Raw genomic sequence first — 24,976 nt, forward strand, 5'->3', positions numbered from 1 at the left:
CGGGTGAATCTGCATACTCAACCAGCCCTCGTGCAGGACCGGCTCTACCTGCGCTCACCCCAAACCGTCGCAGCTGCGCGCCACTTCACACGTGAAACCTTGGACGTGTGGGGGAGGGCCGACCGGCAGCACGACGTGTTGCTCTGCGTGAGCGAGCTGGCGACCAACGCGCTGCGCCACGGGGTCCCGCGCGGGCGGGGCTACCTCTTGCGGCTGCTCACCTTCGACGGGACGGTCCGGATCGAGGTGCACGACAGCGGACCCGGGTTGTCGCGGATCCTGAACCGGGCGCCCGGCGTGGAGGGCGGCCGGGGGCTCCTCCTCGTCGAGGCGGTCGCCGACGCGTGGGGGGTGCTGCCCCGGTCGCCCGGCAAGGTGGTCTGGTGCGAGGTCGGCCTCGAATAGCTCCGCTCGGCCCGGTGGGGTGGTGTTCGATCTTCGGTGTTCCGAGTTCGCTGAAAGTGTCTTTTCGGAGGAATGGATGGAGGTGGCTTGAGGCGGGTGTCGATACCTTCTCATCGTGTGGCTTGCGGTGTAGCCCTGCGCTAAAGTGATGGTTTCGTTCTCGGCTCATTGAGTGCGGGTAGGAGAGCATTGAATTCTGTAGTGAGTTCCGGCACCAACGGTGATCCGACGGGGGAGAACCGCTATGACTGCCCGTGCTGCAGGCTCGGAAAATTGGAGCGCGGCGAATTAGGGTTACGCGACAAGGAGATCAAGTGGCTTCATCGGGGGTTCCTCCAAATTTCGGAGCTCACCGACCGCGAACTTCAGATGTTCGATGAAATGGCCTGCGGTCCCACGAACGAACAACTGTCGAACGATCTCGGCATTACCATCCGGACCGTGAAATTCCACCTGGACAACATCCGGCTCAAGCTGGGGGGAATTTCCCGCCTGCAGATGTGCCTGCTCGCCATGCACCACCGGATCGCCACGTGCCCCGTAGGACATGTTCCCGGCGGGGCGGGCACCGACGGTCAGTGAGCGGGGTCAGGGGACGAGAGGGCCCTGGACGTACCGGCCGGCCGCGTCGTACGGCCATGCGTTGGCCAGGCAGCCGTCCAGGCCCTTGATCTGCTGCATCATCACGGGGGCCGGCGCGCCCGGCGCGCCGCAGCCCTCGTGACCGCGGCCTATTTCGTGGCCCACCTCGTGGTTGATGATCAGGGCCCGGTACTGCGCGATCGGCCCGTCGAACTGCGGGGACCCCTGGACCCAGCGCTTCAGGTTGACCACGACCGTATGACCCGTACGGCAGTTGACGGCGCCGCGGCTCTCCGGCGTGGTCACCTCGCACAGCCGGTCGGTGGTCGTGGGCGTGGCCACCCTGACGGTGAAGTCCACGGGGCCCGAGGACACGAGCTGGAATCCGTACGCCGTGTTCCTCGTCCAGCCGCGCGGATCCCCGAGGACGGCGGCCACTTCCTGTGCGGTCTGCGGTCCGGGTAATCGCAGTCCGTCCTCGATCTCCACCCGGAAGCGCCGGATCCGCCCCTGTCCGTACGCCCGGCCTTCGGTCGGTACGACCGTGAAGGTGCCCGGTCCCGAGTCGGGGACGGCGGTGCCGGAAGACGGCGAGGGTGACGGCGACGACGACGGCAACGGGGTGGGAGAGGGAGAGGTAGGAGGGGGCGGCGAGGGTGAGGCCGAGCTCGAACTGGGCGTAGGCGTGGGCCCGTTGCCCAGTGCCGCCCGGCGCGCAGGGTCAGGGGAGGGCGGCAGGAACACGAGTGCGGCCCCCGCTCCGGCGCAGGCCGCCGCCGTCAGGGCGGCGGTGGCCAGGGTGCGGTTCCGCCTTCGGCGGCGGGCCTCGGCGCGGGGCGGCCGGGCTTTTCGGTTGCTCACGCGTCAGGCGCCGGCGATCAGCGAGGCGGCGAGCTTCATGCGTTCGTCGAGCTGCTTCTTCACCCGGTCCAGGGTCTCGGCGTTCTGCTCGATCACCCGCTTCTGGTAGGCGAGTTCGACCGTGTACCAGATGCCCACCAGGTTGGTCTGCTTCTTGCACTCCAGGTCCTGCTTGGCCGTGGAGATCGCCTGGGGGCTGCTCAGGTTGGAGTCGTTGATCCCCGGGGGCGGGCCCATCGGGCTGTCGACGGTGAAGCCGTTCTTCTGCATGCACTCGCTCCAGGACTTGATCACCTTGACCACCCTGCTGTCCTTCTGGGAGCGGGCGTAGCCGTCCGAGCGGAACGTCTGCGGGACCGTGTAGTCCACCGTGTCCTTGGTGGGTGACAGGAGCTTGAGGGCGCTCTCGCGTGCGCATCCGCCCGCCGGTACCTTCTGCCCGCCGACGGTGGTGGTCGCCAGGTCGGACTTATCGGCCTCCTCCTGGGTCTGCGGGATCTGTACGGAGGGGTCCACCTGCAGCCCGTGCAGTACGAGGTCCTCGTTCGGACCGGCGGCCGGTTGCGGGGACTTGGAGGAGGTCCGCGGCGGGTTGTCGTAGCCGTACTGGGCCACTTCGGCGGGATCGGAGAGCCCGTACCGCCGGGTGTACTCCTCCGGAGGTGAGGGTTTGCGCGCGATCTGGAAGCGGAAGCCGTAGCGCTTCATGCACTGGTCGGTGAGCACGTCCTGGGCCTGGAGGAGGAGATCCTGCTGGCGGCTGTCCGGGACGTACGCGGTCATCGGGAAGGTGAGGTTCCGGCTTTCGAGCAGTGTCGGTACCTGGCCGATCGCGGGTTCCTTGCCGGAGTCGCCGCCCCCCGACTGCGTGCACCCGGTCAGGACTATTGCCAGTGCGGCCACGGAGGCCACGGAGGCCGCGAAGGCGGGGCGGACGGGGCGGGCGGAACGCGGCGAGAACATGGTGGCTCCGATGCGGGACGGCTAGGATGACGGAAGCGGCAGCTCCGCCCGGCGCTTACGGGCGGAGCTGCCGTTTCTCATGTGCGCTTGCGCTCTTGCTGGATGTGTTTAGCGGGGGTAGGCCGAGGAGACCTTGTCGAACCACTTGTCGCCGAGGTTGGCCCGGGTACCGGGGTTGATGTAGCCGCGGTCACCCTGGCCCTTCCAGTCCGAGTACACGTCCCAGACGTAGGAGTCCTGGTTCGAGAAGGACTCGGTCCAGTCGTTGGTGGTGTGCCCGGCGCAGCTCTGCGAGCCCTTGAAGTAGTCGTCCTGGAAGTTCTCGTCTCCGCTGTAGAGGTCGAAGACGGAGTTCCCCTGGTTCGTGTAGCAGAACAGGCCGAGCTCCCCGCTGGTGAGCCAGCCGTCCTTGGCGGCGGCGGAGGCGGAACCGGCGCTGACGGCGACGGCGCCGAGGACCAGGCCGGCGGCCGCGACGGCACGCAGCGAATTACGCATCTTCATCAGATTTGCCTTTCGGTAATCGTCGTTGCTTTCGGTGGCCGGGGTCGGGCCGCTTGCGGTCCGACCCTGACCGGCAGGAGTCGATCACGCTTGAGAGGGGTTCACAACTGTCCCTGAGGACAGGGCGTTTGATCTTCTTTTTGATCTATGGTGCGGAGATACGAGGCGCCCTAGGAGGCCTGCTGTGCCAGTTCGTCGGGCCCGATCCGTGGCCGTTCCAGCTTTACTTTCTGTCCTGTTCCTGCTGTCAGGATGCAGCGGGGGCGGTTCCGTTTCACCCTCCTCTTCGCCTTCCGCCTCGCCGCCCGGACAGGCCAAGGGGGCCGTAGATCCCAAGCAGGCCGACTTTTTCCAGTGCTTGAAGGAAAAGGGCCTGCCGATGAAGGGAACCGATTCCGGTATTCCGGTCGTGGATTCGAGCAAGGCTGATCCGGCCAAGGTCAAGGAGGCCGAGGCGGCCTGTGACGACCGCCGGTCGGTCCCCCCGGCGACCGCCGAGAAGCTCGCCAAGGCGAACCAGATCACCGCGTGCATGCGCACGAACGGATTCCCGAAGTTCCCCGATCCCGATCCGAAGACCGGCGAGCACGACATGGAGGGCTTCGGCCTCAAGCAACTGCCGGGAGGCATGGAGGCCCTGAAGAAGTGCGACGGCGGGGGCAAGTCGCTGAACATGGGTGACGGTGCGGCCGGATGACGGGGGCCACGGATCTCGACGATCCCGGTGAGTCCACGGTGGCGGCGACAGCGGCCGACGCCCCGGAGGGCTCCGAGGAGCCCTCCGCCGGGCTGTCCCGGCGCCGCAAGTGGGTGGCGGCCGTGGCCGTCGGGGCGGTGCTGCTCTCCGCGGCCGGGGTCGCGGCCTCGCTGGTGATCAAGTCGCCGGCGCAGACCGCGGCCGAGGCCGGGCCGCCGCCCATGGACGTACTCATCGCGCGCGTGGAGAAGCGCGTGCTGCGGGACACCGTCATCGTGCGGGGGACCGTCACCTCGGGCCAGGCCGTCCAGTTCACCCCGACGGCCCGGGGCGGGGACGGCGCGGGAACCCCCGTGGTCACCAAGGTCGCCGTCCGGCAGGGCGAGGAGGTCGTGGCGGGCAAGGTGCTGCTGGAGGTGTCCGGGCGTCCCGTCTTCGCGCTGCCCGGCGCGCTGCCCGTGTACCGGGACCTGAAGCCGGGAGCCACCGGTGACGACGTGAAGCAGTTGCAGAAGGCCCTCTCCGGGCTCGGCCACGGCACGGGCTCCGACAAGGCGGGCACCTTCGGTGCGGGGACGAAGGCGGCGCTGAACTCCTTCTACCGATCGATCGGTTACGACCCGCTGCCCGCGGTCGCCGACCGCGGCGAGGCCGTGAAGGGCGCCGAGGACGCGGTCACCTCCGCCGAGCGCGCGGTGGAGGACGCCCGCGCGGCGGCGAACAGCGGATCGGGGAGCGGATCGGGGAGCGGATCGGGCGGTTCCGGGACCGCGGGTGCCTCCGGCTCTACGGGCTCTACGGGCGCGGGGGCCACCGGCGGCGACGGCAAGGGCGCCACGGGTACCACGGGTGGCTCCGGCAGCTCCGGCGCCACCGGCGGCAAGGGGGGCGGCCAGGACGGCGCCCGGTCGGTGGCCCGTGCGCAGGAGGACCTGGGCAAGGCCCGCGAGCGCCTCACCGAGGCCCGCGCGGCGGCCGGGCCGATGCTCCCGGCCGGCGAGGTCGTCTTCCTGGAGTCCTTCCCCGCGCGCGCCGACTCCGTCGCCGTTCGCCCGGGCTCCCCGGTCAGCGGCACCGCGCTCACCCTCTCCTCCGGCGCGCTGGTCGTGCGTGCGCAGCTCCAGGAGCACCAGAAGGGTCTGGTCCGCGCCGGGCAGAAGGTGGAGATCCTCTCCGAGATCAGCGGGATCACGGCAGCCGCCGAGGTCCTGTCGGTCGCGGACGCCCCCCAGTCGGCGCCGGCTCCCGGACAGGGCACCGGGTCCACCGGTGGCCAGAACCAGGGCCAAGGCCAGGGGCAGCAGGGTCCCGCTCCGGGTGGGCCGAGCGGCTACGAGCTCCTCGTACGCCCCCTCGCCCCGCTGGACACCAAGCTCGTCGGCCAGGACGTGCGGCTCACCGTGGAAGCGGCCGCGACCGACGGCAACGCGCTGGTCGTCCCGGTGTCCGCGGTCTCCGCGGGAGTCGACGGCCGCACCGTCCTCACCGTCGTGGACGGCAAGGGGACCCAGCGCAGGGTCGAGGTCCGACCGGGCACCACCGGCGACGGCTACGTGGAGGTCAGGCCGGTCGCGGAGGGCACCCTCGCGGAGGGCGACTCGGTGGTCACCGGGATCAACCAGGGCTTCGTGAACAAGGGGACGGGCGGGAAGAGCGGCGGCGGTACGAGCGGTAGCAGCACGAGCGGTGGCGGTACGAGCGGCGGAGGGTCATGACCGACGAGGACGCCGCACCGCCCGTCATCGAATTCCGGCAGGCGGGCCTGACGTACCCGGGCCCCCCGCCGGTGGCGGCCTTCAAGCCGTGTGATCTCACCATCCGGCGCGGCGAGTTCGTCACGGTCGTCGGCCCCTCGGGCTCCGGCAAGTCGACCTTCCTCAACATCGCCGGCCTGCTCGACGCCCCCACCGAGGGCCGCTACCTCCTCGACGGGATCGACACCGGCGCACTCGGCGACGGCGACCGGACCGCATTGCGCGGCCGCCGCATCGGGTTCGTCTTCCAGTCCTTCCACCTGCTGCCGCACCGCTCGGCCCTGGAGAACGTGGTTCTCGCCATGCTCTACAACGGCGTGCCCCGTACCGAGCGTTCGGCCCGGGCCAGGGAAGCGCTCACCCGGGTCGGTCTCGGCCACCGGCTCGCCGCGGTGCCTTCCCGGCTGTCCGGCGGCGAACGCCAACGGGTGGCCATCGCCCGGGCCCTGGTCGCCCGGCCCTCGCTGCTGCTGTGCGACGAACCCACCGGGAACCTCGACTCCGCCAACGCCGACACCGTACTGGCCCTCCTCGACGAGCTCCACGCCGACGGGATGACCGTCCTGGTCATCACCCACGACCAGGAGGTCGCCGCGCACGGCGGCCGCACCGTCGCGATACGCGACGGCGTACTGCGCGAACAGGCACCTGTATGAACCGCATCAACCGCATCAACCGCATCAACCGCATGAGGCGAATGGATTCCGCTGCCGCCGTCCAGGTCGAACCCTCCCGCCTCACCCTCCGCGACACCCTCGCCGAGGCCTTCGCCGGGATCCTGCAGCGCCCGGCCCGCTCGGCCCTGACGGCGCTCGGGACGGTGCTCGGTGTCGGCACCTTCGTCGCCGTCCTCGGCCTGACCGCCACCACCTCGTCCCAGATCGACAGCCGCTTCAACCTGCTCACGGCCACCGAGGTGTCCGTCGAGGACGTGGCCCAGCAGCAGAACACCTTCGCCGGACAGGGCTTCCCGGCCGATGCCGACGCCCGAGTCGAGCACCTCAACGGAGTCCGGCACGCGGGCGTCTACTACACGGTCCGCCTCGGGGGATCCACCACCGTCCGCTCGGCCCCGGTCGGCGGCGCCAACGGGGGCGAACGCATCGAGGTGGTCGCGGCCTCGCCCGGCGTCCTGTCGGCCGCCGGGGCGAGGATGGCCCAGGGCCGCCTCTACGACGAGTACCACTCCCGCACCAAGCAGCGCGTGGCCGTCCTCGGCGCGAGCACGGCCGCCCGCCTCGGCATCACCACCCTGGACACCCGCCCGGCCGTCTTCATCGGCTCCGAGCCGTTCACCGTGATCGGGATCGTCGACGACGTGGAGCGCAAGGCGGAGCTCCTGCTCTCGGTCATGGTGCCCCGCACCACCGCGGAGGAACTCTGGGGACCGCCCCAGGGCGCCGGTACCAGCATGCTCATCGCCACCGACATCGGCGCCGCCCAGCAGGTCGCCCGCCTCGCCCCCACCGCGCTGCGCCCCGACCACCCCGAGTACCTCAAGGCCGTACCGCCGCCCGACCCGCGGACCCTGCGCAGCGGGGTCACGTCCGACCTTCAGCAGCTCTTCCTGGTCCTGGCCGGGATCTGCCTGGTCATCGGCGCCGTCGGTATCGCCAACACCACCCTGGTGGCCGTCCTGGAACGCACCGGCGAGATCGGCCTGCGCCGCGCCCTCGGAGCCCGGGGCCGTCACATCACCACCCAGTTCCTCGCGGAGTCAGGTGCCTTGGGCGCCCTCGGCGGGCTCGTCGGCACCTCGCTGGGCACCCTGACGGTGGTCGCCGTCGCCGTTCTCCGCGACTGGACCCCGGTCATCCACCCGGCCACCGTCGCGGTGGCACCCCTCCTGGGCCTGGTCACAGGAGTCCTGGCCGGCCTCTACCCGGCCTGGCGGGCCGCCCGCATCGAACCGGCGGAGGCCCTGCGGCGCTGAGGGATCACGAAGTCCTTTCCCTCAGCAGGGAAGCAGCCTGTTCCAGCTCCGTTTTCGCCCCGAACGGGACGATCGCCCCGCGCCCCGGCACCCGTACCCCGCCCGTCAGGGCGATGCGGGTGCCGCCGCCCGGTGCCGGTGCCGCCGCCATGCCGATGATCAGGAAGCGGCTCTGGAGCCAGCACCAGCCGGGGCGCAGGACCCCGCGGAAGTGGGCGCGGGGGCCGTACTTGCTGCGGGCCAGGGCTTCCACCCGGTCGCCCGTCACGCGGAGCACGCGGACGCTGCGCATGTCCGGCTGGAAGCGGCCGAATTCGCCTTCCAGGTCGGACATCACCGCCCAGACGGCTTCGAAGGGGCCGGGGAGGACCGTCTCCACGACCCTGGCGCCGGGGATCGCGGCGGCCATGATGCGCAGCCGGGCCACGGAGTCCACTGCGTACGTCATGAGAACCACGCCTTCCTGAAGCTCGTACGGGCCCGGTGCAGCCGGGACTTGGCGGTACCCGGGGGGACACCGAGCAGGGCGGCCGCGGACTCCTCGTCCAGGCCTTCGACGTCGCGCAGCACGAGGACGGCCCGGTGCGCGGGCGAGAGGCGGGCCAGGACGTCCTCGATGTCGGCGGCGAGCTGGGGGTCGCCGCGGCCGGGTACGTCGGCGAGCTCGGCCGGGCGGTCGCGGGCCGCGCGCCGGGCGGTGCGGACGGCTTCGCGGACCGCGATGGACCGGACCCAGCCGTACAGGGTCTCGGGGTCCCGCAGGGAGCGCAGGGCCCGGAAGACGGCGAGCAGGGCCTCCTGCGTGGCGTCCGGGCCGTCCGCGAGGGCGATCGGCGTGCAGATCCGGGCGATGTACGGGGTCAGGTGGTCGAGGAGGTCGTGCAGCGCCAGGGTGTTGCCGGCGCGGGCCGCGCGGGCGAGGGCGACGCCGCGGTCGCGGGCGGCGGGGGTGAGGGGGCCGCCGGCCGGGGTCCCGGGTCCGGGCGGGCCGTTCACCGGGAGCGCGCCAGTGCGGCGGCCGCCCAGCCGAAGGCGAGGCAGGCGGGGGTGTAGAGCGCGAGGTTGAGGGTTCCGAAGGGGCTGTCCGGCGGGGTGTCGAGGAGACCGGCGGCCCAGCCCAGGCCCGCGAGGCCCCGTACGCCCAGCCCCGCCGCGACGGCCGCCGTCACCAGGCGGGCGGGCCGGCCGCCACGGCCGCGGGAGTGCGCGAGCACGGCGGCCGCGCCGGTCAGGGTGAGCGCGGCGAGCGGCAGCACCACGGGCGGGGCGAAGGACACCCCCTGCATGCCGAGCACGGCGAGGGAGAGCGCCCGCTCGTCGGCGGCGGGCCAGGTCAGGCCGGTGGCCCAGTACAGGTGCGCCAGGCCGTCCACGGCGAGGAGCGCGGCCAGGGCGGTGCCCGAACGCCTGCGCCAGGGCGGTGTGGTGGCGGTGCCCGGCGTGGACACCGCGAACGTGTCCGTCGCGCCGGGCGCCCGTGTCCTCGTACCTGCCGCTGTCGTGTGTGCCATGAGTACTCCCCCTCGGTGTGGTCTGCCAACACACACAAGAGGAGGCGGAACGACGGAAGGTTCCCTGTGCGCCGCGTCACAGTGGCCGGACGGGGGTGGGCGGCCGACCGGCCGGAAAACGGAAAAGGGGCCGCGGGGAGCTCGTGCTCCCCGCGGCCCCACCCCTACGTGCGTCAGAGGCGCTCGGGCGTCCGGATGCCCAGCAGGGACATGCCCTTGGACAGGGTGCGGGCGGTCAGGTCGCACAGGAACAGACGGTTCTCGACCTGCTCGGGGGTGTCCGCCTTGATGACCGGGCACTCCGAGTAGAAGGTCGTGTAGAGCGAGGCCACCTGGTAGAGGTACGCCGCCAGCTTGTGCGGTGCGTACTCCTGCGCCGCCTCCGCGAGCAGCTCGCCGAAGTGGTCCAGGTGCAGACCCAGCGCCCGCTCGGAGGGCGTCAGGGCCAGCTCCGGGTGGGCGGCCGGCTTCGCGTCCCCGGCCTTGCGCAGGATCGACTTGATACGGGCGTACGCGTACTGGAGGTACACCGACGTGTCACCCGTCAGCGAGACCATCTGGTCCAGGTCGAACTTGTAGTCGCGCGCGGCGGAGGTGGACAGGTCCGCGTACTTCACCGCGCCGATGCCGACCTGGGTCGCCCGCTCGTCGATTTCGGCCTCGGTCAGGTCCTGGGCCTTCTCCCGCACAACGGCCGCGGCGCGGTCGATGGCCTCGTCCAGCAGGTCCACCAGCCGGACCGTCTCGCCCTCACGGGTCTTGAACGGCTTGCCGTCCTTGCCCAGCACGGTGCCGAAGGCCAGCTGCACGGCCTTGGTGTCCTCGTTCAGCCAACCTGCTCGGCGGGCCGTCTCGAAGACCATCTTGAAGTGCAGGGACTGCCGCGCGTCCACCACGTACAGCAGCGTCGAGGCACCCAGCTCGCCGACGCGGTCGCGGATCGCCGAGAGGTCGGTGGCCGCGTAGCCGAAGCCGCCGTCCGACTTCTGGACGATCAGCGGCGTCGGGTTGCCGTCCGGGCCCTTGACGTCGTCGAAGAACACGCAGAGCGCACCGTTCGAGCGCACCGCGACACCCGACTGCTCCAGCAGCTTGCAGGTCTCCACGAGCATGTCGTTGTAGCCGGACTCACCGATGACGTCCGGGTCCTGGATGTCCATGTCCAGCTTGTTGAAGACCGAGTAGAAGTAGATCTTCGACTCGTCCACGAACCGCTGCCACAGCGCCAGCGTCTCCGGCTCACCCGCCTGCAGGTCCACCACCCGGGCGCGGGCACGGGTCTTGAACTCCTCGTCGGAGTCGAAGAGGCCGCGCGAGGCCTTGTACAGCCGGTTGAGGTTGGACATGGCCTCCTCGCCGGAGACCTCCGCGCCGTCATCGGACTGGTGGTCCAGCTCGTGCGGGTGCTCCATCAGGTACTGGATGAGCATGCCGAACTGGGTGCCCCAGTCGCCGATGTGGTGACGACGGACCACCTTCTCGCCCGTGAACTCCAGGATCTCCACCATCGCGGCGCCGATCACGGCGGAGCGCAGGTGACCGACGTGCATCTCCTTGGCGACGTTCGGCTGCGCGTAGTCGATCACCGTCGTACCCGGCTTCGCGGCCAGCGGCACGCCGAGGCGGTCGTCGGCGGCGCGGGCGGCCAGGGTCTCGACGATCGCCCGGTCGGTGATGGTGATGTTGAGGAAGCCGGGCCCGGAGACCTCGATCTCCTGGATCAGGTCACCGGTCGGGATGGACTCGACCACGGTCGTCGCCAGCTCGCGCGGGTTGGCCTTGGCCTTCTTCGCGAGCGCCAGGATGCCGTTGGCCTGGAAGTCGGCCCGGTCGCTTCGTCGCAGCAGCGGGTCGCTCGCACCGGCGTCCGGCAGGGCGGAGGCGAGTGCGTCGGCGACGCGCTGGTTGACGGAAGAAGCGAGGGAAGGGACCGAGGCCATGAGCTGCCGTTCCTGTGAGGGTTGCGTGTACCGGGGGCGAGCCCGGGTTCGACAAACCCCGAGTATCCCATGGGAGGACTGTCCGGCATCCGAGATTTACCCGCAGCCCAGAGGGCTTCCGCTCCGCGCGCGCCGAGCCCTAGATTTCCGATCATGACGTCGATAGCCCCCCGCCCGACCGCCGGGACCCCACTGGAGCTCCGAGCCGCCGGGATCGGCCTGCCGCTCTTCATCCTGCTGGTCGTGGTCGGGCTGCCCGCCTTCAGGAGGCTGATCAGCCCGCACGGCACCGCCGACTTCGTCCTCGGCGTCGTCGACACCGTCATCGTCGTCGTCGGGCTCGCCGTCGCGATCGTCGTGGGCCTGCGGGGACGGGCCCTGGGATGCCTGCTGCGCCTCGACGAGGAAGGCGTCACCGTCAAGGGAGAGCCCACCGTCCCGTGGACCGATCTCAGCGCCGTCCACTGGGGCAAGCCGCCCAAGGGCTCGGGCAAGCGGCACGGAGCCCTGGCACCCCTGGTGTTCGTACCCCGCCCGGGGGTCGTACTGGCGCCGGTCCCCGGCCCCCTCCTGCGCAGCCACTACGAGAGCCGCACCGCCCGCAACCTCAAGCGCTACGGCAGCCCCCTCGTCTTCGCGCCCGCGCAGCTCCGTACGACCGGCCCCGAGGTCCTCGCCGCCGTGCAGCGGCTCAGCCCCGACACTCCGCTCACCTCCGCCTGACAGGCAACCTCAAAGGGCCCGCTTCCGTCTGGGAGAATGGCGAGAAGCCAGCATTCGAGATAGAAGGACGTGTCGTGGCTCAGAGCGCCCAGAGCAGCACCGAGACCGACTGGGTCTCCCGTTTCGCGGACGAGGTCATCGCCGAGGCGGAGCGCCGAGCCCCGGGCAAAGCCGTCGTCGTAGCGTCCGGACTCTCCCCCTCCGGCCCCATCCACCTGGGCAACCTCCGCGAGGTCATGACCCCGCACCTGGTCGCGGACGAGATCCGCCGCCGGGGCATCGAGGTACGGCACGTCCTGTCGTGGGACGACTACGACCGCTACCGCAAGGTGCCGGCCGGCATCCCCGGCGTGGACCCCGAGACCTACGGCCAGTACATCGGCATGCCGCTGACCGCCGTCCCCGCGCCCGCCGGTTCGGCGTACGCGACGTGGGCCGAGCACTTCAAGGCCGCCATGGTCGAATCGCTGGCCGAGCTGGGCGTCGAGTACGACCCGATCAGCCAGACCGAGCAGTACACGACCGGTGTCTACCGCGACCAGGTCCTGTTCGCGATGAAGCACCGCAACGACATCGACGCGATCCTCGACCAGTACCGCACCAAGCAGAAGCCGGGCGGCAAGAAGCCCCAGCAGAAGCAGGTCGACGAAGCCGAGCTCGAAGCCGCCGAGGGTTCGGGCGCCGCCGCCGAGGACGACGGCAGCGTCGGCGAGGGCGGGTACTTCCCGTACAAGCCGTACTGCGGCCAGTGCGGCAAGGACTTCACCAAGGTGACGTCCTACAACGACGAGACCACCGAGCTCACCTACGTCTGCACCGAGGACGAGTACACCGAGACGGTCAAGCTCAGCGAGTTCAACCGCGGCAAGCTGGTCTGGAAGGTCGACTGGCCCATGCGCTGGGCCTACGAAGGCGTGATCTTCGAGCCCTCGGGCGTCGACCACTCCTCGCCCGGCTCCTCCTTCCAGGTCGGCGGCCAGATCGTGCACATCTTCGGCGGCGAGCAGCCGATCGGACCGATGTACGCCTTCGTCGGCATCAGCGGCATGGCCAAGATGTCCTCCAGCAAGGGCGGGGTCCCCACCCCGGCCGACGCGCTGAAGATCATGGAGCCGCAGCTGCTGCGCTGGCTCTACGCCCGCCGCAAGCCCAACCAGTCCTTCAAGATCGCCTTCGACCAGGAGATCCAGCGGCTCTACGACGAGTGGGACAAGCTGGAGGCCAAGGTCGCCGACGAGTCCGTGCTGCCGGCCGACGCCGCCGCGCACGCCCGCGCCGTCCGCACCGCCGCCGGCGAACTGCCCCGCACGCAGCGGCAGATGCCCTACCGCACGCTCGCCTCCGTCGTCGACATCACCGCCGGCCACGACGAGCAGACCCTGCGGATCCTCTCCGACCTGGAGCCGGACCGGCCGCTCACCTCGCTCGACGAGGTACGACCGCGACTGGACCGCGCCGAGAACTGGATCACCACGCAGGTACCCGCCGACCAGCGGACGCTGGTACGCGAAGAAGCCGACGTGGAACTGCTGTCCTCCCTGGACGACGAAGGCCGCGAATCCCTGCGCCGACTCCTCGAAGGCCTCGACTCGCACTGGTCCCTCGACGGACTCACCACCCTCGTCTACGGCGTACCCAAGGTCATGGCCGGCCTGGAGCCCGACGCCAAGCCCACGCCCGAGCTCAAGGTCGCCCAGCGCACCTTCTTCGCGCTGCTCTACCGACTGCTCGTGACCCGGGAAACCGGACCGCGCCTGCCCACGCTGCTCCTCGCGGTAGGGGCGGAGCGGGTGCGCAAGCTGCTCGCCGCCTGAGGCACCGCACGGATGTGAGAAGGGCCCGTACCCCCCCCCGGCCGGGGGGTACGGGCCCTTCCCGCGTCCACGGGTCTACGGGTCTACGGGGCTGCGGGCCTACGGGTACGCGGCCCACGGCCTACGCGATGTGCTCGTTCTCCAGGTCGCGCTGGTAGCGCTGCTTCAGCTCCGGCATCAGGCGGCGGATCATCGAAGCACTGCGCGGATGCACGATCCCGTGCCGGTCCGAGAGGTGTATGTCCACCTGCTCCGGAGTCGGGAACTGGGAGTACTCGTCGAGGAACGCACGGAAGACCTCGTACGCGGCCTCGGCGAACTTCACGTCGTCGATGTCGGGCTCCGGCCCCGGCTCCGACCCGAACTCCGACTCCGACCCGGGACGCGCGAGGTCCGCCTCGTGCTGCTCCTGACGGGGGGCCGGGACCGGAACCCCCTGCAGGCCCTGCTGCTCGAACTGCTCGAACTGCTCCGGACCCGGGCCGGCCGGGGGCATGACCGGCGTCGGCTCCAGACCGTCGACGTACTGCGGGTTGTAGCCGCCCTGGTACGCCGCCTGAGGGGCGAGAGGCGCTGCGAACCAGGCGCTGTTGTGCGCGGCCGGCATGGCCGTCGGGTCCACCGCGAAGGGCGCGGCCTGCGCCTGGGCACGCGCCGCGGCCACGGCCTCGGTCTCGGGACCGAACGGCAGACCAGGCCCCCCGACCGCGAAGCCCGCCGCCTGCGCCTGCATCCGCGCCTGCAACTGCGCCTGCAACTGCGCCTGCAACTGCGCCTGCATCTGGGCCTGCATCTGCGCCTGCGCCTGAATCTGCGCCTGAATCTGCGCCTGAGCCGACTGTTCCAGCGTCTGCGCCGCACCCGCGCCCGTACCGTCGACCGGCCCGCCGGAGCCCGCCAGAAGGGCCGGGTGCACCGAACCCGTCGACCCGGCCACCTCGGCCACGGCCGCCGCCTCCGCCACCGGAGGCAGGACCAGCGGGTCGATGCCGGCCGCCGCCAGGCCCTCGGGGGCCGTCTGGGACAGGGGGACACCGATACGGGCCAGCCGGAGCGGCATCAGGGCGCCGACCGGAGCCTTGCGCCGCCAGAAGCGCCCGTAGCGGGCCTGGAGACGGGCCTGGTAGATCAGGCGGTCCTGCTCCATGCCCACGGCCTGCTCGTAGGAACGCAGCTCCCACAGCTTCATCCGGCGCCACAGCTTGAAGGTGGGGACGGGCGACAGGAGCCACCGCGTGATGCGGACGCCCTCCATGTGCCGGTCGGCGGTGATGTCCGCGATCCGGCCCACCGCGTGCCGGGCCGCCTCCACCGTGACCACGAACAGGATCGGGATCACGGCGTGCATGCCCACGCCCAGCGGATCCGGCCAGGCGGCCGCACCGTTGAACGCGATCGTCGCCGCCGTCAGCAGCCACGCCGTCTGGCGCAGCAGCGGGAACGGGATCCGGATCCACGTCAGCAACAGGTCCAGCGCGAGCAGGACACAGATGCCCATGTCGATGCCGATCGGGAAGACCAGCGAGAAGTTGCCGAAGCCCTTCTGCATCGCGAGCGCGCGCACGGCGGCGTACGAGCCCGCGAAACCGATCCCGGCGATGACTACGGCTCCGGCGACCACGACACCGATCAATATCCGGTGCGTACGAGTCAGCTGCATCGCGGCCACCCGCGATCCCCTCCCCTTGTCGAGCTACGGCAGGCACAGCGTACGCGCGTACGGGTGACCGGACGTCAGCGGTCCGCCGCCACCACCCCGCCACCCCGCCGCCGCCCCGGCCGCCCCCCGGGGCCGGGCCGCGCGGGAAGGCTACGAGGCCGAGGGAGAAGCCGAGGGGGAAGGCGACTGCTCCGGCTCCTTCGCCTGGTTGGCGGCGTCCACCGAGGCCACGGCCTCCTTCATCGCCGCGAGGGCGTCCTGGAGCAGCTTGGCCTGGTCCGGGGCGTCGGAGCCCTCGTAGGCCGCACCGTTGTAGTCCAGGGTGATCACGACGTTGTGCACGCGGGCCAGGACCGAGTTGTTGGAGAAGTCGCCGTCCTTCTTCGTGGTGAAGGTGACCGAGGTGGCCTGGTCGCCGATGCCACCCGCCTCCTCCGCCTTCACGTTCTCCGCGCCCTCGACGGTCTTCGCCTTCTCGACCTGCTTCGCGTACTCGCCCTCGGCGCGCTTGCTGCCGGTGCCGACCGAGGCGAGCGAGTCGTAGCGGACCAGGGAGATCGACAGCCAGCGGTACTGCGAGCCCTTCAGCCCGGCTTCGTCCAGGCCGTTCCAGGTGCAGCTCGCGATGCTGGAGAGGTCGTTCGACTTGGCCGCCGTGCCGTTGGCGTCCTTGGCCTTCGGGACGAGCGACTCGATGGTCTTCGCGGCGACCGCCTTGCACGGCTCGGGCAGCTTGGCGTACACGGCCTTCTCCAGCGCGGCCGAGGGCTTGCCACTGGGCTTGGCGGACGAGGACGCGTCGGCCTTCTTGGAGCTGCCGCTGCCCGAGTCCTTCCCCGAGTCGGACGAGCAGCCGGCGACCGTGAGGATCACCGGAACGGCTGCGCAGGCGAGGACACGGGTGAGACGCGAGGCTGATCGGTGCATGATTCCTTCAGACGTTGTGGGGCTTCGTTACGGGCGCGGGACCCGGCAACGGTAGCCCGACCCGGCCCCCGACGGCTGTGCGCGCCGTCACGCCGGGCGGCCGCGGACCCCGCGACCCCCGGCCGGCGGACCCGGCTACTCGTTGAACCGGTCGACGAGGGCCTGCGCCAACTGTCGTGCTTTGTCCTGGGTTTCACCGCTCGGCGGGACCGTGCCGGGCAGCGCGGGCTGGACGCTGTACTCGACGGTGACGATGACATTCGAGGTACGGAACACAATCCGGACCGTCCGCGACTGGACGGCGGTCGCCCCGGCCGCGCTGAGCTTGTCGTCGAGGAAGGCCTCGTTCCCCAGCCCTTCGAGCACGCGCGAGCCGAGCTCGGGCGGGGCCGACGGGGACGGCGAGCCGGACCCGGAGGGCGAGGCGGACGCGCCGGGGCCGGGACTCGTACCGCCGCTCGTGGCGGGGCTGGGGGTGGGCTTGGGCGTGGGGCTCGCGCTCGCACCCGGGCTGGTGACCGGCCCCGGGAAGGGCAGGTGGGCGTCGGTGAGCTGGCGGATGTAGACCTGCCGCGCCTTGTCGTCGTCGCTGGTGGTGGCCCTGTTGTACGAGACCACGCGCTCGAAGCCGACCGACAGCAGCCGGGTCTCGGTCGGAGTCTGCGCGGTCCAGCGGCAGCCGACGCGCCGGTCGGCGTCGTACGAGGCGTCCGCGACGCCGGCGTAGAGCGCGTCCCGCTGTTCGGGGGTGAGGGTGTCGGCGGCCGGGAGCATCGCCTTGACCTTCTTGGCGTCCACGGCTTTGCACGGCATCGGCAGGTTGCGGTACTTGCCGGGCTGCGCGACCGAGCCGGCACTGTCCCCGGCCTTGGCGTCGCTGGTGATCCCGACGCCGCCCCCGTCGGTGCACGCGGTGAGTCCGGCCGTCAGGAAGGTCAGGATCGCGAGGCCTGGCAGGACTCCACGTACCGTCTTGCGCTGCACGTTCCACCGGCTCCCTTCGGGAAATTGCGTTGCCGCGGCTGGGGCGCGGATGGAAACAATGTCTATCGCACACGCTGGTGCCGGCGCCGGTCCCCTGTCGTATTTGGGCCCATGAGCGAGGCTTTTTGCGTATTAAGACTTTTCTGTGGTTAACGGGGTATTGAGGCCGAGATGTCATATGTAGAAGTGCCCGGGGCGAAGGTCCCGATCCGGATGTGGACCGATCCCGCGTCGGTCGAGGACAGCGCGATGCGCCAGCTCCAGAACACCGCCGGCCTGCCCTGGATCAAGGGCCTGGCCGTCATGCCGGACGTGCACTACGGCAAGGGCGCCACGGTCGGCTCGGTGATCGCCATGAAGGACGCGGTCTGCCCGGCGGCGGTGGGCGTCGACATCGGCTGCGGAATGTCGGCGGTGAAGACCTCCCTGACGGCGAACGACCTCCCGGGCGACCTGTCGGGCCTGCGCTCCCAGATCGAGCGGGCGATCCCGGTGGGCGCGGGGATGCACCGGGAGGCGGTGGATCCGGGGCGGCTGTACGGGTTCTCGGTGGACGGGTACGAGGACCTGTGGAAGCGCTTCGATTACCTCGCGGACGCGGTAAAGTTCCGCCACGAGCGAGCTTTGCGGCAATTGGGAACTATGGGCGGAGGCAACCACTTTTGGGAGCTTTGCGTTGATATGTCCGATTCGGTGTGGATCATGCTGCACTCGGGTTCCCGGAACATCGGCAACGAGCTGGCCGACTTCCACATCGGAGTGGCGCGCGGACTCTCGCACAACCAGGGCTTGGTCGACCGGGACCTCGCCGTGTTCCTCGCGGCCACGCCCGAAATGCGGGCCTATCGCGAGGACCTCTTCTGGGCGCAGGAGTACTCCAAGTACAACCGTGCCGTGATGATGAGCCTGTCCAAGGAAGTGATCCGCAGGGAGTTCCGCAAGGCCAAGGTCTCCTTCGAGCAGGAGATCAGCTGCCACCACAACTACGTGGCGGAGGAACGGTACGACGGCATGGACCTGCTGGTCACGCGGAAGGGCGCGATCCGCGCCGGCAGTGGTGACTTCGGGATCATCCCGGGCTCGATGGGCACGGGCTCGTACATCGTGAAGGGCCTCGGCAACGAGAAGTCCTTCAACTCGGCCTCGCACGGCGCGGGCCGGAAGATGAGCCGTACGGCCGCGAAGCGGCGCTTCTCGGCGAAGGACCTCGCCGAGCAGACCAAGGGTGTGGAGTGCCGCAAGGACTCGGGCGTCGTGGACGAGATCCCGGGCGCGTACAAGTCGATCGAGCAGGTCATCGGCCAGCAGACCGACCTGGTCGAGGTCGTGGCGAAGCTCAAGCAGGTCATCTGCATCAAGGGCTGAAGCCTGCGCCGGATGCAGGGGTATCGAAGAGGGCCCCGACCGGAGACGGTCGGGGCCCTCAGTGTTGTCCTGCTCAGACCCGCCCGGTTTGCAGGCGCCACAGACGTAGGGCGCAGCCCTTCTCGGTGCGGTCCAGGGCGATGCTGGCTGCTCCAGGGTCGTTCAGTCGCAGTAGTTGCTGGTCATCCCGCGCGGTCCAGCGGCGTCGCGGTGAGGCGAGCTTCATGTCCACAGGGCGAACCCAGTCCTGCATTGCGGCTGCCTTTGTCTTTTTGCAGGTCAGTGCGAGGCAGCCGTCGTAGTAGAAGTGTGCGGCGAGTTGCTGTGCCGTCTCGCTGTAGTAGCAGACGTTGTACACGCCATCCCGCTTGTTGCGCGAGGTGATGCGCTCCTTGCCGGTGATCTTCTTGCCGTAGTGGCACAGGTAGGCGGCGATCGCTGTGCTTGCCGAGGTCAGGGAGAGGAAGGGGATTCCCTGAGCGGTCCAGCCGAGGGACCCGTCCGCGTCGATGATTCCGCGGACGTAGTCGGGACGTGAGAAGTCCATGCGCGGCGGCTTGATGATCAGGGATTTCTTGCCGTAGGGGATGCCGAGCTCGTTGACGATGGTCCGGGCTTCGAGTGAGCAGACGGACCAGGTCGCCGAGTGATGGCGTTCGGAGAAGTTAGTACTCCGGACGCGCTCGGTGATGGAGCTGTAGTAGGGCGTGAGCCGCTGAAACTCGCGGAGGATGTGGATGTCGCGCACGTTGATCTCAGTGGCGAGCTGGCTCTTCTGCCCTCTGCCTTGAGTGAGGTACCCGTCCGCCTGGAGGAAGCCGAACATGTAGGCGTAGCGGGGGTCTTGGAGGTCCATGAAGCGCACGGGGGCGCTAGGGTCCTGGTCAGCCATGGGGAAGGTCCTTTTCCTCGTCGGTGAGGCCCTCGGCCGGGACTGCCATCCCGGGCGGGGGCCGTTTGTGTTGTTACCGAACGTAGGGATGGGCTCCAGCGTCGTAGGGGCCTTCGAGGCGGCTTCACTCGAACGCATGGTGGGGTGTCACATGTGCGTTCGTTGCGGGGTGGCCCGGTGTGGGTGTTCGCGGGTGTGATGTGATCTGCGGCGTTCCGGTTCGTGTGTCCCGTGGGGGGTCTGTCGTGGTGGGTTCTGTGGCTGGTCGGCGGAGTGTTCGGGTGGTGGGGGCCGGGGTGGCGGCCGTGGTCGCGGTGGCTGTCGCGGGGTGTTCGGCCGGGAAGTCGGGGGCGGACGCCAAGGCGGATGCGAAGGCCGGTGCGGTGGTCGCTCCCGAGGGGCGGGTGATCTCCGTTGCCGATGCCGAGAAGGTGTTCAACAACTTCGGGTGGGCGAACTCCGTGGCCGAGGGGAAGGCCGATTTCGCGGCGATCTCCAAGATCCAGACCGGGGCGCTGCTGGAGGAGAGCAAGGCGCGGCACGCGCGCAAGAACCTGCACTCGATCGTCAGGGACGGGGACACGGACTTCGCCCGTCCCGTCTTCGTGATCCCGACGGAGAGCGAACAGCCGGGGTATCCGCGCTCGTTCGTCGTGTTCAGCAAGGCCGACGGGTACGTGGAGGAGCGTGCCACGGCGGTGCACCACTTCGTGCAGGCCGAGGCGGGGGGTGAGTGGAAGGCGGCCGCGACCTCCTGGGTGTTCGGGGCGCCGGTCAAGGCGGGGGCGCCCCCGGCGCGGTTCCTGGAGGGCAAGGACCTCTTGATGCGGGAGAAGGAGATCTCGGGTCCGGGGGTGGACGTGGTCGCGGGTGCGGTGTTCTCGGCGCGGGCCGACGAGGACCGCAAGGCCTGCGGGCGGTACGGGGACTACTTGAGCTTCACTGCCCCCGAAGGGAAGCGCGAGAGCGAGCACTTCGTGTCGGGTGACCTCACGAGCGGGGCGGTCGACCGGTACAACGAGAAGGACAACCTGGTCGACGGGCTGGTGCGGAGCAGTTTCGCCTACGCGCCCACGGGCGGGGACCTGCCGGTGGTGCGGCTGGCGGACGGTGCCTCGCTGGTGACCTGTACGTACGTGATGTCCGAGCACCTGGAGGGCAAGACGGGGACGACGTGGTTCGCCTTCAAGGAGGGGAGCGACACCGAGCGGATGATGGGCGGGTACCGGCACTGGTCGGTCGCGGACCGGCGCTGGGCGGTGACGGCGGTGATCGAGGTTCCGGAGCGGGGGCCGGCGGATGTGGTGACGGTCAACTCCCGTGGTGCGGAGTTGCTTTCGGCGGAGGGAACTCCCTACTAGGGGATTGACGCCGGGAGTTGGTCTAGGCCAAGGTGTGCGGCATGTGGAGATCCCGCGTGGTTCTTGCCGCGCTCGCGTCGTTGTCGCTCGCCCTCGGGGCCGTCGGTGCTGCTGATGCCGTGGTGGGGGATCCGGCTCCCGCCGGCGCCGCTCAGGCCGCCGCCGGGCGGAGTGTCGGGCTGCCGCCCGTCGTGTCGCACGTGCCGACCGGCGAGAAGGTCGTGTTCATCACCATCGACGACGGGTGGGTGCATGACCCGGCCGTCGCCAAGACCCTCGTCGATCAGCGGATTCCCGTGTCGCTGTTCCTGCTGCCGGGGGCGACCTCGTACGACACCTCGTACTTCACCGGCCTGGTCGAGCAGGGGCGGGTGAGCGTGGAGAACCACACGGTCAACCACGCCGACCTGACCACGCTCGACGCCGCCGGCAAGGACTCCGAGGTGTGCGGGGCGGAGGACCAGCTGACGGCCACCTTCGGGCGGGCGCCGAAGCTGCTGCGGCCGCCGTACGGGGCCGTCAACGACGATGTCCGGCTGGCTGCGAAGGCGTGCGGGGTCAAGGCGCTGATCACCTGGACCTACGACTTCACGACGTGGAGCGAGACCCCCATCACCCCGCAGCTGCACTCCGGGGACATCGTGCTGCTGCACTTCACGCCGACGCTCGGCGCGGACCTGCAGCGGGCCCTGGACGCGGCGAAGGCCGCCGGGCTGAAGCCGGCGGCCCTCGTGCCGCACCTGAAGGCGGCCGGGATCGTCCCGTAGGACGCGGGTGTTACAGCTCGCGGTGGAGCTTGGTGTTCGAGGCCTGGGCGCGGGGGCGGACCACCAGGAGGTCGATGTTGACGTGGCTGGGACGGGTCACCGCCCAGGTGATGGTGTCGGCCACGTCGTCGGCGGAGAGGGGCTCGGCCACGCCGGCGTAGACCTTCTCGGCCCGCTCGGTGTCCCCGCGGAAGCGGGTCTTCGCGAACTCCTCGGTCTTGACCAGGCCGGGGGCGATCTCGATGACGCGGACGGGCTGGCCGACGATCTCCAGGCGGAGGGTCTCGGCGAGGACGCGTGCGCCGTTCTTGGCGGCGACGTAGCCGGCGCCGCCCTCGTACGTGGCGTGGCCGGCGGTGGAGGACAGGACGACCACCGTGCCGTCGCCGGAGGCGGTCAGGGCCGGGAGCAGGGCCTGGGTGACGTTGAGCGTGCCGATGACGTTGACCTCGTACATCGTGCGCCAGTCGGCGGGGTCGCCGGTGGCGACGGGGTCGGCCCCGATGGCGCCGCCGGCGTTGTTGATCAGCACGTCGCAGCGGTCGAGCGAGGCGGCGAGGGCGTCGACGGCGGCGCGGTCGGTGACGTCCAGGGCGTGGGCGGTGGCCTGGTGGCCGGCCGCCGTGATCTCGGCGGCGAGCTCCTCGATGCGGTCCTTGCGGCGGGCGGTGAGGACGACGTGGTAGCCGGCCGCGGCGAGCTGTCGGGCGGTGGCCGCGCCGATGCCGCTGCTCGCGCCGGTGACTACGGCGGTTCGGATGGAGGCCGGGGCCGTGGCCGTGCTCATGAGCTGGCTCCTCGTGCGGTGGTGGGTCGGGTGTTCGGGGGATTAAGTGTTCGGGTGTTCGTACGGGTGAATCTCCGCCAGCATAGGCCGGTCGCGGCGGTGGTCACCGGCCGCGCGGGGCGTACATGATCACTGACATGCCTACGAGGCAGACGAGGGCGCCCGCGATGTCCCAGCGGTCGGGCCGGTAGCCGTCGGCGATCACGCCCCACAGCAGGGAACCGGCGACGAAGACCCCTCCGTAGGCCGCCAGGACGCGGGCGAAGTCGCCCGAGGGCTGGAGGGTGGCGACGAATCCGTAGAGGCCCAGTGCGATGACGCCGACGCCGATCCAGGCCCAGCCCTTGTGTTCGCGGACGCCCTGCCAGACGAGCCAGGCGCCGCCGATCTCCAGGAGGGCGGCGAGGGCGAAGAGGGCGGCGGAGCGGGCGATCACCATGGCTGGAAGCCTACGCAGGCAGATGGGTGAAGGGCTCGCCCTCATTCGTGTGATGGTCCGACTGGCGGACGGGTGGGGTGGCTAGCGTCCGCGCGAGGAGGTGGTCACGGTGCACCGAGGTGCCGTACGGAGTGTGGTGATGGCCGGGCTGCTGGTAGTGCTCGGCGTTGCAGGGGTGGCCGGCGGGGCCGGTGGTGTGGCGCACGCCTGGGCGGGGTCCTCGTGGACCGGGTCCTCCCGGTCCGGTTCGGAGGCCGACGTGGCGTACCACGGGCGGGTCGCGCTGGCGGACGGGAGGCTGCGGATCCTGCTGGTTCCGCAGAACGACGGCCCGTCGGCGCTGGCGAACGCCACCGTACGGCTGCGCCTGTCGGTGGATCTCGCGGACCATCAGGAGCTTGCGGAGGGCTGCGTGCGGGCCGGGCTGCGCGAGGTGATGTGCGAGACCGGGGCGCTGCCGCTGCACGGGCGGGGGCGGCACATCGGGTTGGTGCTGGGGCTGAAGGAGCGCACGTCGGAGGTGGTGATGCGGGTGGACACGTGGTGGAACGGCGGCGCGACCGACCGGAACCGCGCCAACAACGAGCTCTCGGTGCTGGCCTTGGACACGGGCGACACGTACGCGTTCTGACGTGGGACGGCGGGGCCGCGGGGACGCGGAATGTGGGGCGCGGGCGTGGGGCCGGTGAGCGTCGCTCGCCGGCCCCGGCTCATGCCTTCCGGGCTGCCGACTCCGGGGCGAACTCGGCGAGGGCCTCGTCCACGATCCGCTCCAGGCGGGCGTGGTGGGCGCCGCGCCAGTAGACGCGCTCGCAGTCGGAGCACTGCGCGAAGACCTCGTACGAGCGCTGCGTGCCCTGCTCCAGCCGGTCGCCGACGCTGTCCTTGTCGGCCTCGCGCAGGGTGCCGTTGCAGGCGGTGCAGCGGGTCCAGGGGGCGAGGGCGGGGGCGAACCGGCCCAGGATGTCGCGTACCTGCTCGTCGGGGTTGTCGCTGTACACGTACGCGCCCGCGAAGAGCTCGCGGCGGCGCAGCAGTCCGCGGTCGCGGGAGAGCAGTACGCGCTGCTCGGCGGCGGAGCGGGTGGCCAGGGCCGGGTCGCCGATGTCCTCGTTCTCGTAGGCGGCGTCCACGCCGAGCAGGCGCAGGCGGCGGGCGAGGGTGCCGAGGTGGACGTCGAGGAGGAAGCGCAGCGGTGCGACGGCGGGGACGCCCGGGACCTGCTGGGGGCGGTCGACGCCGAAGACCTCGACGGATTCGCCGGCCCGGGGCACGTGGGAGACGGGTGCCTCGGCGCCGTCGACGAGGATCCGGCCGACCTCGGTGAGCGGGACGCCGGCCGATTCGACGACGTGGCCGAGGCTGGAGGCGCCGTCGGTCGTGGTCGGTACGCGCGTGCCGCGCCGGCTGGGCGCGGCGAACACGTGCAGTTCGGGGGCGAGGGTGAGCTGAATGCCGGGTCCGTTCACGGGGCCAGCATGCCATTGCGGGGTGGGCCCCGGCACTGGATTTGGCTGATGCCCCGGGACGGTGGTCCGTGGTGGTTGCCGGTGGTTCCCGGTTGGGTGCGGCCCGTGGTCTACGGGGTGGTCTACGGGGTCGCCGTGGCCCGGTCGTGGAGTTGGCGATGGGCGTTGACCTCGTCGAAGTGGTTCTCGGCCCAATGCTTCACGGAGGAGAACAGACAGCCGAGGCTCGCGCCGAGTTCGGTGAGCCGGTAGTCGACGCGGGCGGGGACGGTGGGGGTGACGGTGCGAGTGACGAGGCCGTCGCGTTCGAGGGAGCGCAGGGTCTGGGTGAGCATCTTCTGGCTGACGGCGGGGATCTTGCGGCCGAGGTCGCTGTAGCGCAGGGTCCGGTCCTCGGCCTGGGCGAGGGCGCTGAGGACGAGGCCGACCCATTTGTCGCTGATGCGCGCGAGGAGCTGGCTGGTGGGGCACTCCTTGAGGAAGGCGTCGTAGGCGGTGCGCGCCTCTTCGCGGCGGTCGGCGGCGGTTCGGGTGGCCATGGGTGCTCACTTCCGGGTCGGGTACGCACCTCGAAGTGCGTACTTACGAATCGACAGTACCTCTCCCTAGGTTAGTGGTCATCGGAACGAGCCGACCAG

27 protein-coding genes are annotated in these 24,976 nt (G+C 70.5%); 12 read left to right on the top strand and 15 right to left on the bottom strand.

All coding sequences use genetic code 11. The features are described from left to right. Positions 1–3 precede the first annotated feature (3 nt). Positions 4–405 carry an ATP-binding protein gene (locus AC3IYJ_RS22590; RefSeq protein ID WP_489396593.1) on the top strand — a complete coding sequence of 134 codons (402 nt, stop codon included), beginning with the start codon at positions 4–6 and terminating at the stop codon, positions 403–405. A gap of 201 nt (positions 406–606) precedes the next feature. Then, the gene (locus tag AC3IYJ_RS22595; protein WP_489396594.1) at positions 607–987 is read left to right on the top strand and encodes a helix-turn-helix domain-containing protein; all 381 of its coding nucleotides are present in this window, start codon (positions 607–609) and stop codon (positions 985–987) included. Between the two features lie 6 nt (positions 988–993). On the opposite strand, the gene AC3IYJ_RS22600 is transcribed toward AC3IYJ_RS22595, so the two are convergent. The 3 genes from AC3IYJ_RS22600 to AC3IYJ_RS22610 all read right to left on the bottom strand — a co-directional run bounded on the left by AC3IYJ_RS22600 (position 994) and on the right by AC3IYJ_RS22610 (position 3,315). Next, positions 994–1,605: a DUF3152 domain-containing protein gene (locus AC3IYJ_RS22600; RefSeq protein WP_489396595.1), complete on the bottom strand. Its 612-nt coding sequence runs from the start codon at positions 1,603–1,605 to the stop codon at positions 994–996. 246 nt (positions 1,606–1,851) lie between these two features. Beyond that, positions 1,852–2,811 carry a hypothetical protein gene (locus tag AC3IYJ_RS22605; protein WP_489396596.1) on the bottom strand — a complete coding sequence of 320 codons (960 nt, stop codon included), beginning with the start codon at positions 2,809–2,811 and terminating at the stop codon, positions 1,852–1,854. Positions 2,812–2,919: 108 nt separating this feature from the next. Further along, positions 2,920–3,315: a hypothetical protein gene (locus AC3IYJ_RS22610; RefSeq protein ID WP_489396597.1), complete on the bottom strand. Its 396-nt coding sequence runs from the start codon at positions 3,313–3,315 to the stop codon at positions 2,920–2,922. A 379-nt stretch (positions 3,316–3,694) separates the two neighbouring features. On the opposite strand from AC3IYJ_RS22610, the gene AC3IYJ_RS22615 reads away from it, so the two are divergent. The 4 genes from AC3IYJ_RS22615 to AC3IYJ_RS22630 are packed head-to-tail and all read left to right on the top strand — an operon-like array spanning position 3,695 to position 7,699. Next, on the top strand, positions 3,695–4,012 hold the full coding sequence (locus AC3IYJ_RS22615; RefSeq protein ID WP_489396598.1) for a hypothetical protein: 318 nt from the start codon (positions 3,695–3,697) through the stop codon (positions 4,010–4,012). Then, positions 4,009–5,727 (top strand): efflux RND transporter periplasmic adaptor subunit, encoded by a 1,719-nt coding sequence (locus AC3IYJ_RS22620; RefSeq protein WP_489396599.1) that lies wholly within the window; start codon positions 4,009–4,011, stop codon positions 5,725–5,727. The genes AC3IYJ_RS22615 and AC3IYJ_RS22620 overlap by 4 nt, the downstream gene beginning before the upstream one ends. Further along, positions 5,724–6,422 (top strand): ABC transporter ATP-binding protein, encoded by a 699-nt coding sequence (locus tag AC3IYJ_RS22625; RefSeq protein WP_489396600.1) that lies wholly within the window; start codon positions 5,724–5,726, stop codon positions 6,420–6,422. Before AC3IYJ_RS22620 ends, AC3IYJ_RS22625 begins: the two co-directional genes overlap by 4 nt. A 32-nt stretch (positions 6,423–6,454) precedes the next feature. Then, the gene (locus AC3IYJ_RS22630) at positions 6,455–7,699 is read left to right on the top strand and encodes an ABC transporter permease (RefSeq protein ID WP_489402889.1); all 1,245 of its coding nucleotides are present in this window, start codon (positions 6,455–6,457) and stop codon (positions 7,697–7,699) included. 4 nt (positions 7,700–7,703) lie between these two features. On the opposite strand, the gene AC3IYJ_RS22635 is transcribed toward AC3IYJ_RS22630, so the two are convergent. The 4 genes from AC3IYJ_RS22635 to argS all read right to left on the bottom strand — a co-directional run bounded on the left by AC3IYJ_RS22635 (position 7,704) and on the right by argS (position 11,150). After that, positions 7,704–8,147 (bottom strand): hypothetical protein, encoded by a 444-nt coding sequence (locus AC3IYJ_RS22635; protein WP_489396601.1) that lies wholly within the window; start codon positions 8,145–8,147, stop codon positions 7,704–7,706. Beyond that, a complete protein-coding gene (locus AC3IYJ_RS22640) occupies positions 8,144–8,695 on the bottom strand; it encodes an RNA polymerase sigma factor (RefSeq protein WP_489396602.1) in 552 nt (183 codons plus the stop codon). The genes AC3IYJ_RS22635 and AC3IYJ_RS22640 overlap by 4 nt, the downstream gene beginning before the upstream one ends. Then, positions 8,692–9,210, bottom strand: a complete 519-nt coding sequence (locus tag AC3IYJ_RS22645; RefSeq protein ID WP_489396603.1) for a DUF3995 domain-containing protein — start codon at positions 9,208–9,210, stop codon at positions 8,692–8,694. Before AC3IYJ_RS22645 ends, AC3IYJ_RS22640 begins: the two co-directional genes overlap by 4 nt. Positions 9,211–9,383: 173 nt before the next feature. Then, entirely contained in the window at positions 9,384–11,150 is a 1,767-nt protein-coding gene (gene argS, locus AC3IYJ_RS22650; protein WP_489396604.1) for an arginine--tRNA ligase, read from the bottom strand. 153 nt (positions 11,151–11,303) lie between these two features. On the opposite strand from argS, the gene AC3IYJ_RS22655 reads away from it, so the two are divergent. After that, positions 11,304–11,873, top strand: a complete 570-nt coding sequence (locus AC3IYJ_RS22655) for a hypothetical protein (RefSeq protein ID WP_489396605.1) — start codon at positions 11,304–11,306, stop codon at positions 11,871–11,873. 74 nt (positions 11,874–11,947) lie between these two features. Beyond that, on the top strand, positions 11,948–13,687 hold the full coding sequence (gene lysS / locus AC3IYJ_RS22660; protein ID WP_489396606.1) for a lysine--tRNA ligase: 1,740 nt from the start codon (positions 11,948–11,950) through the stop codon (positions 13,685–13,687). A gap of 121 nt (positions 13,688–13,808) precedes the next feature. On the opposite strand, the gene AC3IYJ_RS22665 is transcribed toward lysS, so the two are convergent. The 3 genes from AC3IYJ_RS22665 to AC3IYJ_RS22675 form a co-directional block, all read right to left on the bottom strand. Beyond that, the gene (locus tag AC3IYJ_RS22665; protein WP_489396607.1) at positions 13,809–15,356 is read right to left on the bottom strand and encodes a DUF2637 domain-containing protein; all 1,548 of its coding nucleotides are present in this window, start codon (positions 15,354–15,356) and stop codon (positions 13,809–13,811) included. Between the two features lie 141 nt (positions 15,357–15,497). Beyond that, entirely contained in the window at positions 15,498–16,274 is a 777-nt protein-coding gene (locus AC3IYJ_RS22670) for a DUF3558 domain-containing protein (RefSeq protein ID WP_489396608.1), read from the bottom strand. Between the two features lie 135 nt (positions 16,275–16,409). Beyond that, complete coding sequence (locus AC3IYJ_RS22675; RefSeq protein ID WP_489396609.1) at positions 16,410–17,258, bottom strand: DUF3558 domain-containing protein; 849 nt, start codon at positions 17,256–17,258, stop codon at positions 16,410–16,412. A gap of 171 nt (positions 17,259–17,429) precedes the next feature. Between AC3IYJ_RS22675 and AC3IYJ_RS22680 the strand changes: the two genes are divergently transcribed. Beyond that, positions 17,430–18,623, top strand: a complete 1,194-nt coding sequence (locus AC3IYJ_RS22680; protein ID WP_489396610.1) for an RtcB family protein — start codon at positions 17,430–17,432, stop codon at positions 18,621–18,623. Between the two features lie 73 nt (positions 18,624–18,696). On the opposite strand, the gene AC3IYJ_RS22685 is transcribed toward AC3IYJ_RS22680, so the two are convergent. Continuing rightward, the gene (locus AC3IYJ_RS22685; RefSeq protein WP_489396611.1) at positions 18,697–19,515 is read right to left on the bottom strand and encodes a hypothetical protein; all 819 of its coding nucleotides are present in this window, start codon (positions 19,513–19,515) and stop codon (positions 18,697–18,699) included. Between the two features lie 281 nt (positions 19,516–19,796). Between AC3IYJ_RS22685 and AC3IYJ_RS22690 the strand changes: the two genes are divergently transcribed. Beyond that, complete coding sequence (locus AC3IYJ_RS22690) at positions 19,797–20,876, top strand: DUF8094 domain-containing protein (RefSeq protein WP_489396612.1); 1,080 nt, start codon at positions 19,797–19,799, stop codon at positions 20,874–20,876. Between the two features lie 41 nt (positions 20,877–20,917). Then, the gene (locus AC3IYJ_RS22695) at positions 20,918–21,643 is read left to right on the top strand and encodes a polysaccharide deacetylase family protein (protein WP_489396613.1); all 726 of its coding nucleotides are present in this window, start codon (positions 20,918–20,920) and stop codon (positions 21,641–21,643) included. 10 nt (positions 21,644–21,653) lie between these two features. Here the strand turns inward: AC3IYJ_RS22695 and AC3IYJ_RS22700 are convergent, their stop codons facing one another. After that, complete coding sequence (locus AC3IYJ_RS22700; RefSeq protein ID WP_489396614.1) at positions 21,654–22,430, bottom strand: SDR family NAD(P)-dependent oxidoreductase; 777 nt, start codon at positions 22,428–22,430, stop codon at positions 21,654–21,656. A gap of 103 nt (positions 22,431–22,533) precedes the next feature. Continuing rightward, a complete protein-coding gene (locus AC3IYJ_RS22705) occupies positions 22,534–22,869 on the bottom strand; it encodes a YnfA family protein (RefSeq protein WP_489396615.1) in 336 nt (111 codons plus the stop codon). A gap of 109 nt (positions 22,870–22,978) precedes the next feature. Here AC3IYJ_RS22705 and AC3IYJ_RS22710 point away from each other — a divergent pair, with 109 nt between their 5' ends. After that, complete coding sequence (locus tag AC3IYJ_RS22710) at positions 22,979–23,500, top strand: hypothetical protein (RefSeq protein ID WP_489396616.1); 522 nt, start codon at positions 22,979–22,981, stop codon at positions 23,498–23,500. 79 nt (positions 23,501–23,579) lie between these two features. On the opposite strand, the gene AC3IYJ_RS22715 is transcribed toward AC3IYJ_RS22710, so the two are convergent. Beyond that, the gene (locus AC3IYJ_RS22715) at positions 23,580–24,338 is read right to left on the bottom strand and encodes a Mut7-C RNAse domain-containing protein (protein ID WP_489396617.1); all 759 of its coding nucleotides are present in this window, start codon (positions 24,336–24,338) and stop codon (positions 23,580–23,582) included. A 122-nt stretch (positions 24,339–24,460) separates the two neighbouring features. Continuing rightward, complete coding sequence (locus AC3IYJ_RS22720) at positions 24,461–24,877, bottom strand: winged helix-turn-helix transcriptional regulator (protein WP_489396618.1); 417 nt, start codon at positions 24,875–24,877, stop codon at positions 24,461–24,463. Positions 24,878–24,976: the final 99 nt, after the last annotated feature.

The organism is Streptomyces sp. GL_140, from assembly GCF_057834465.1.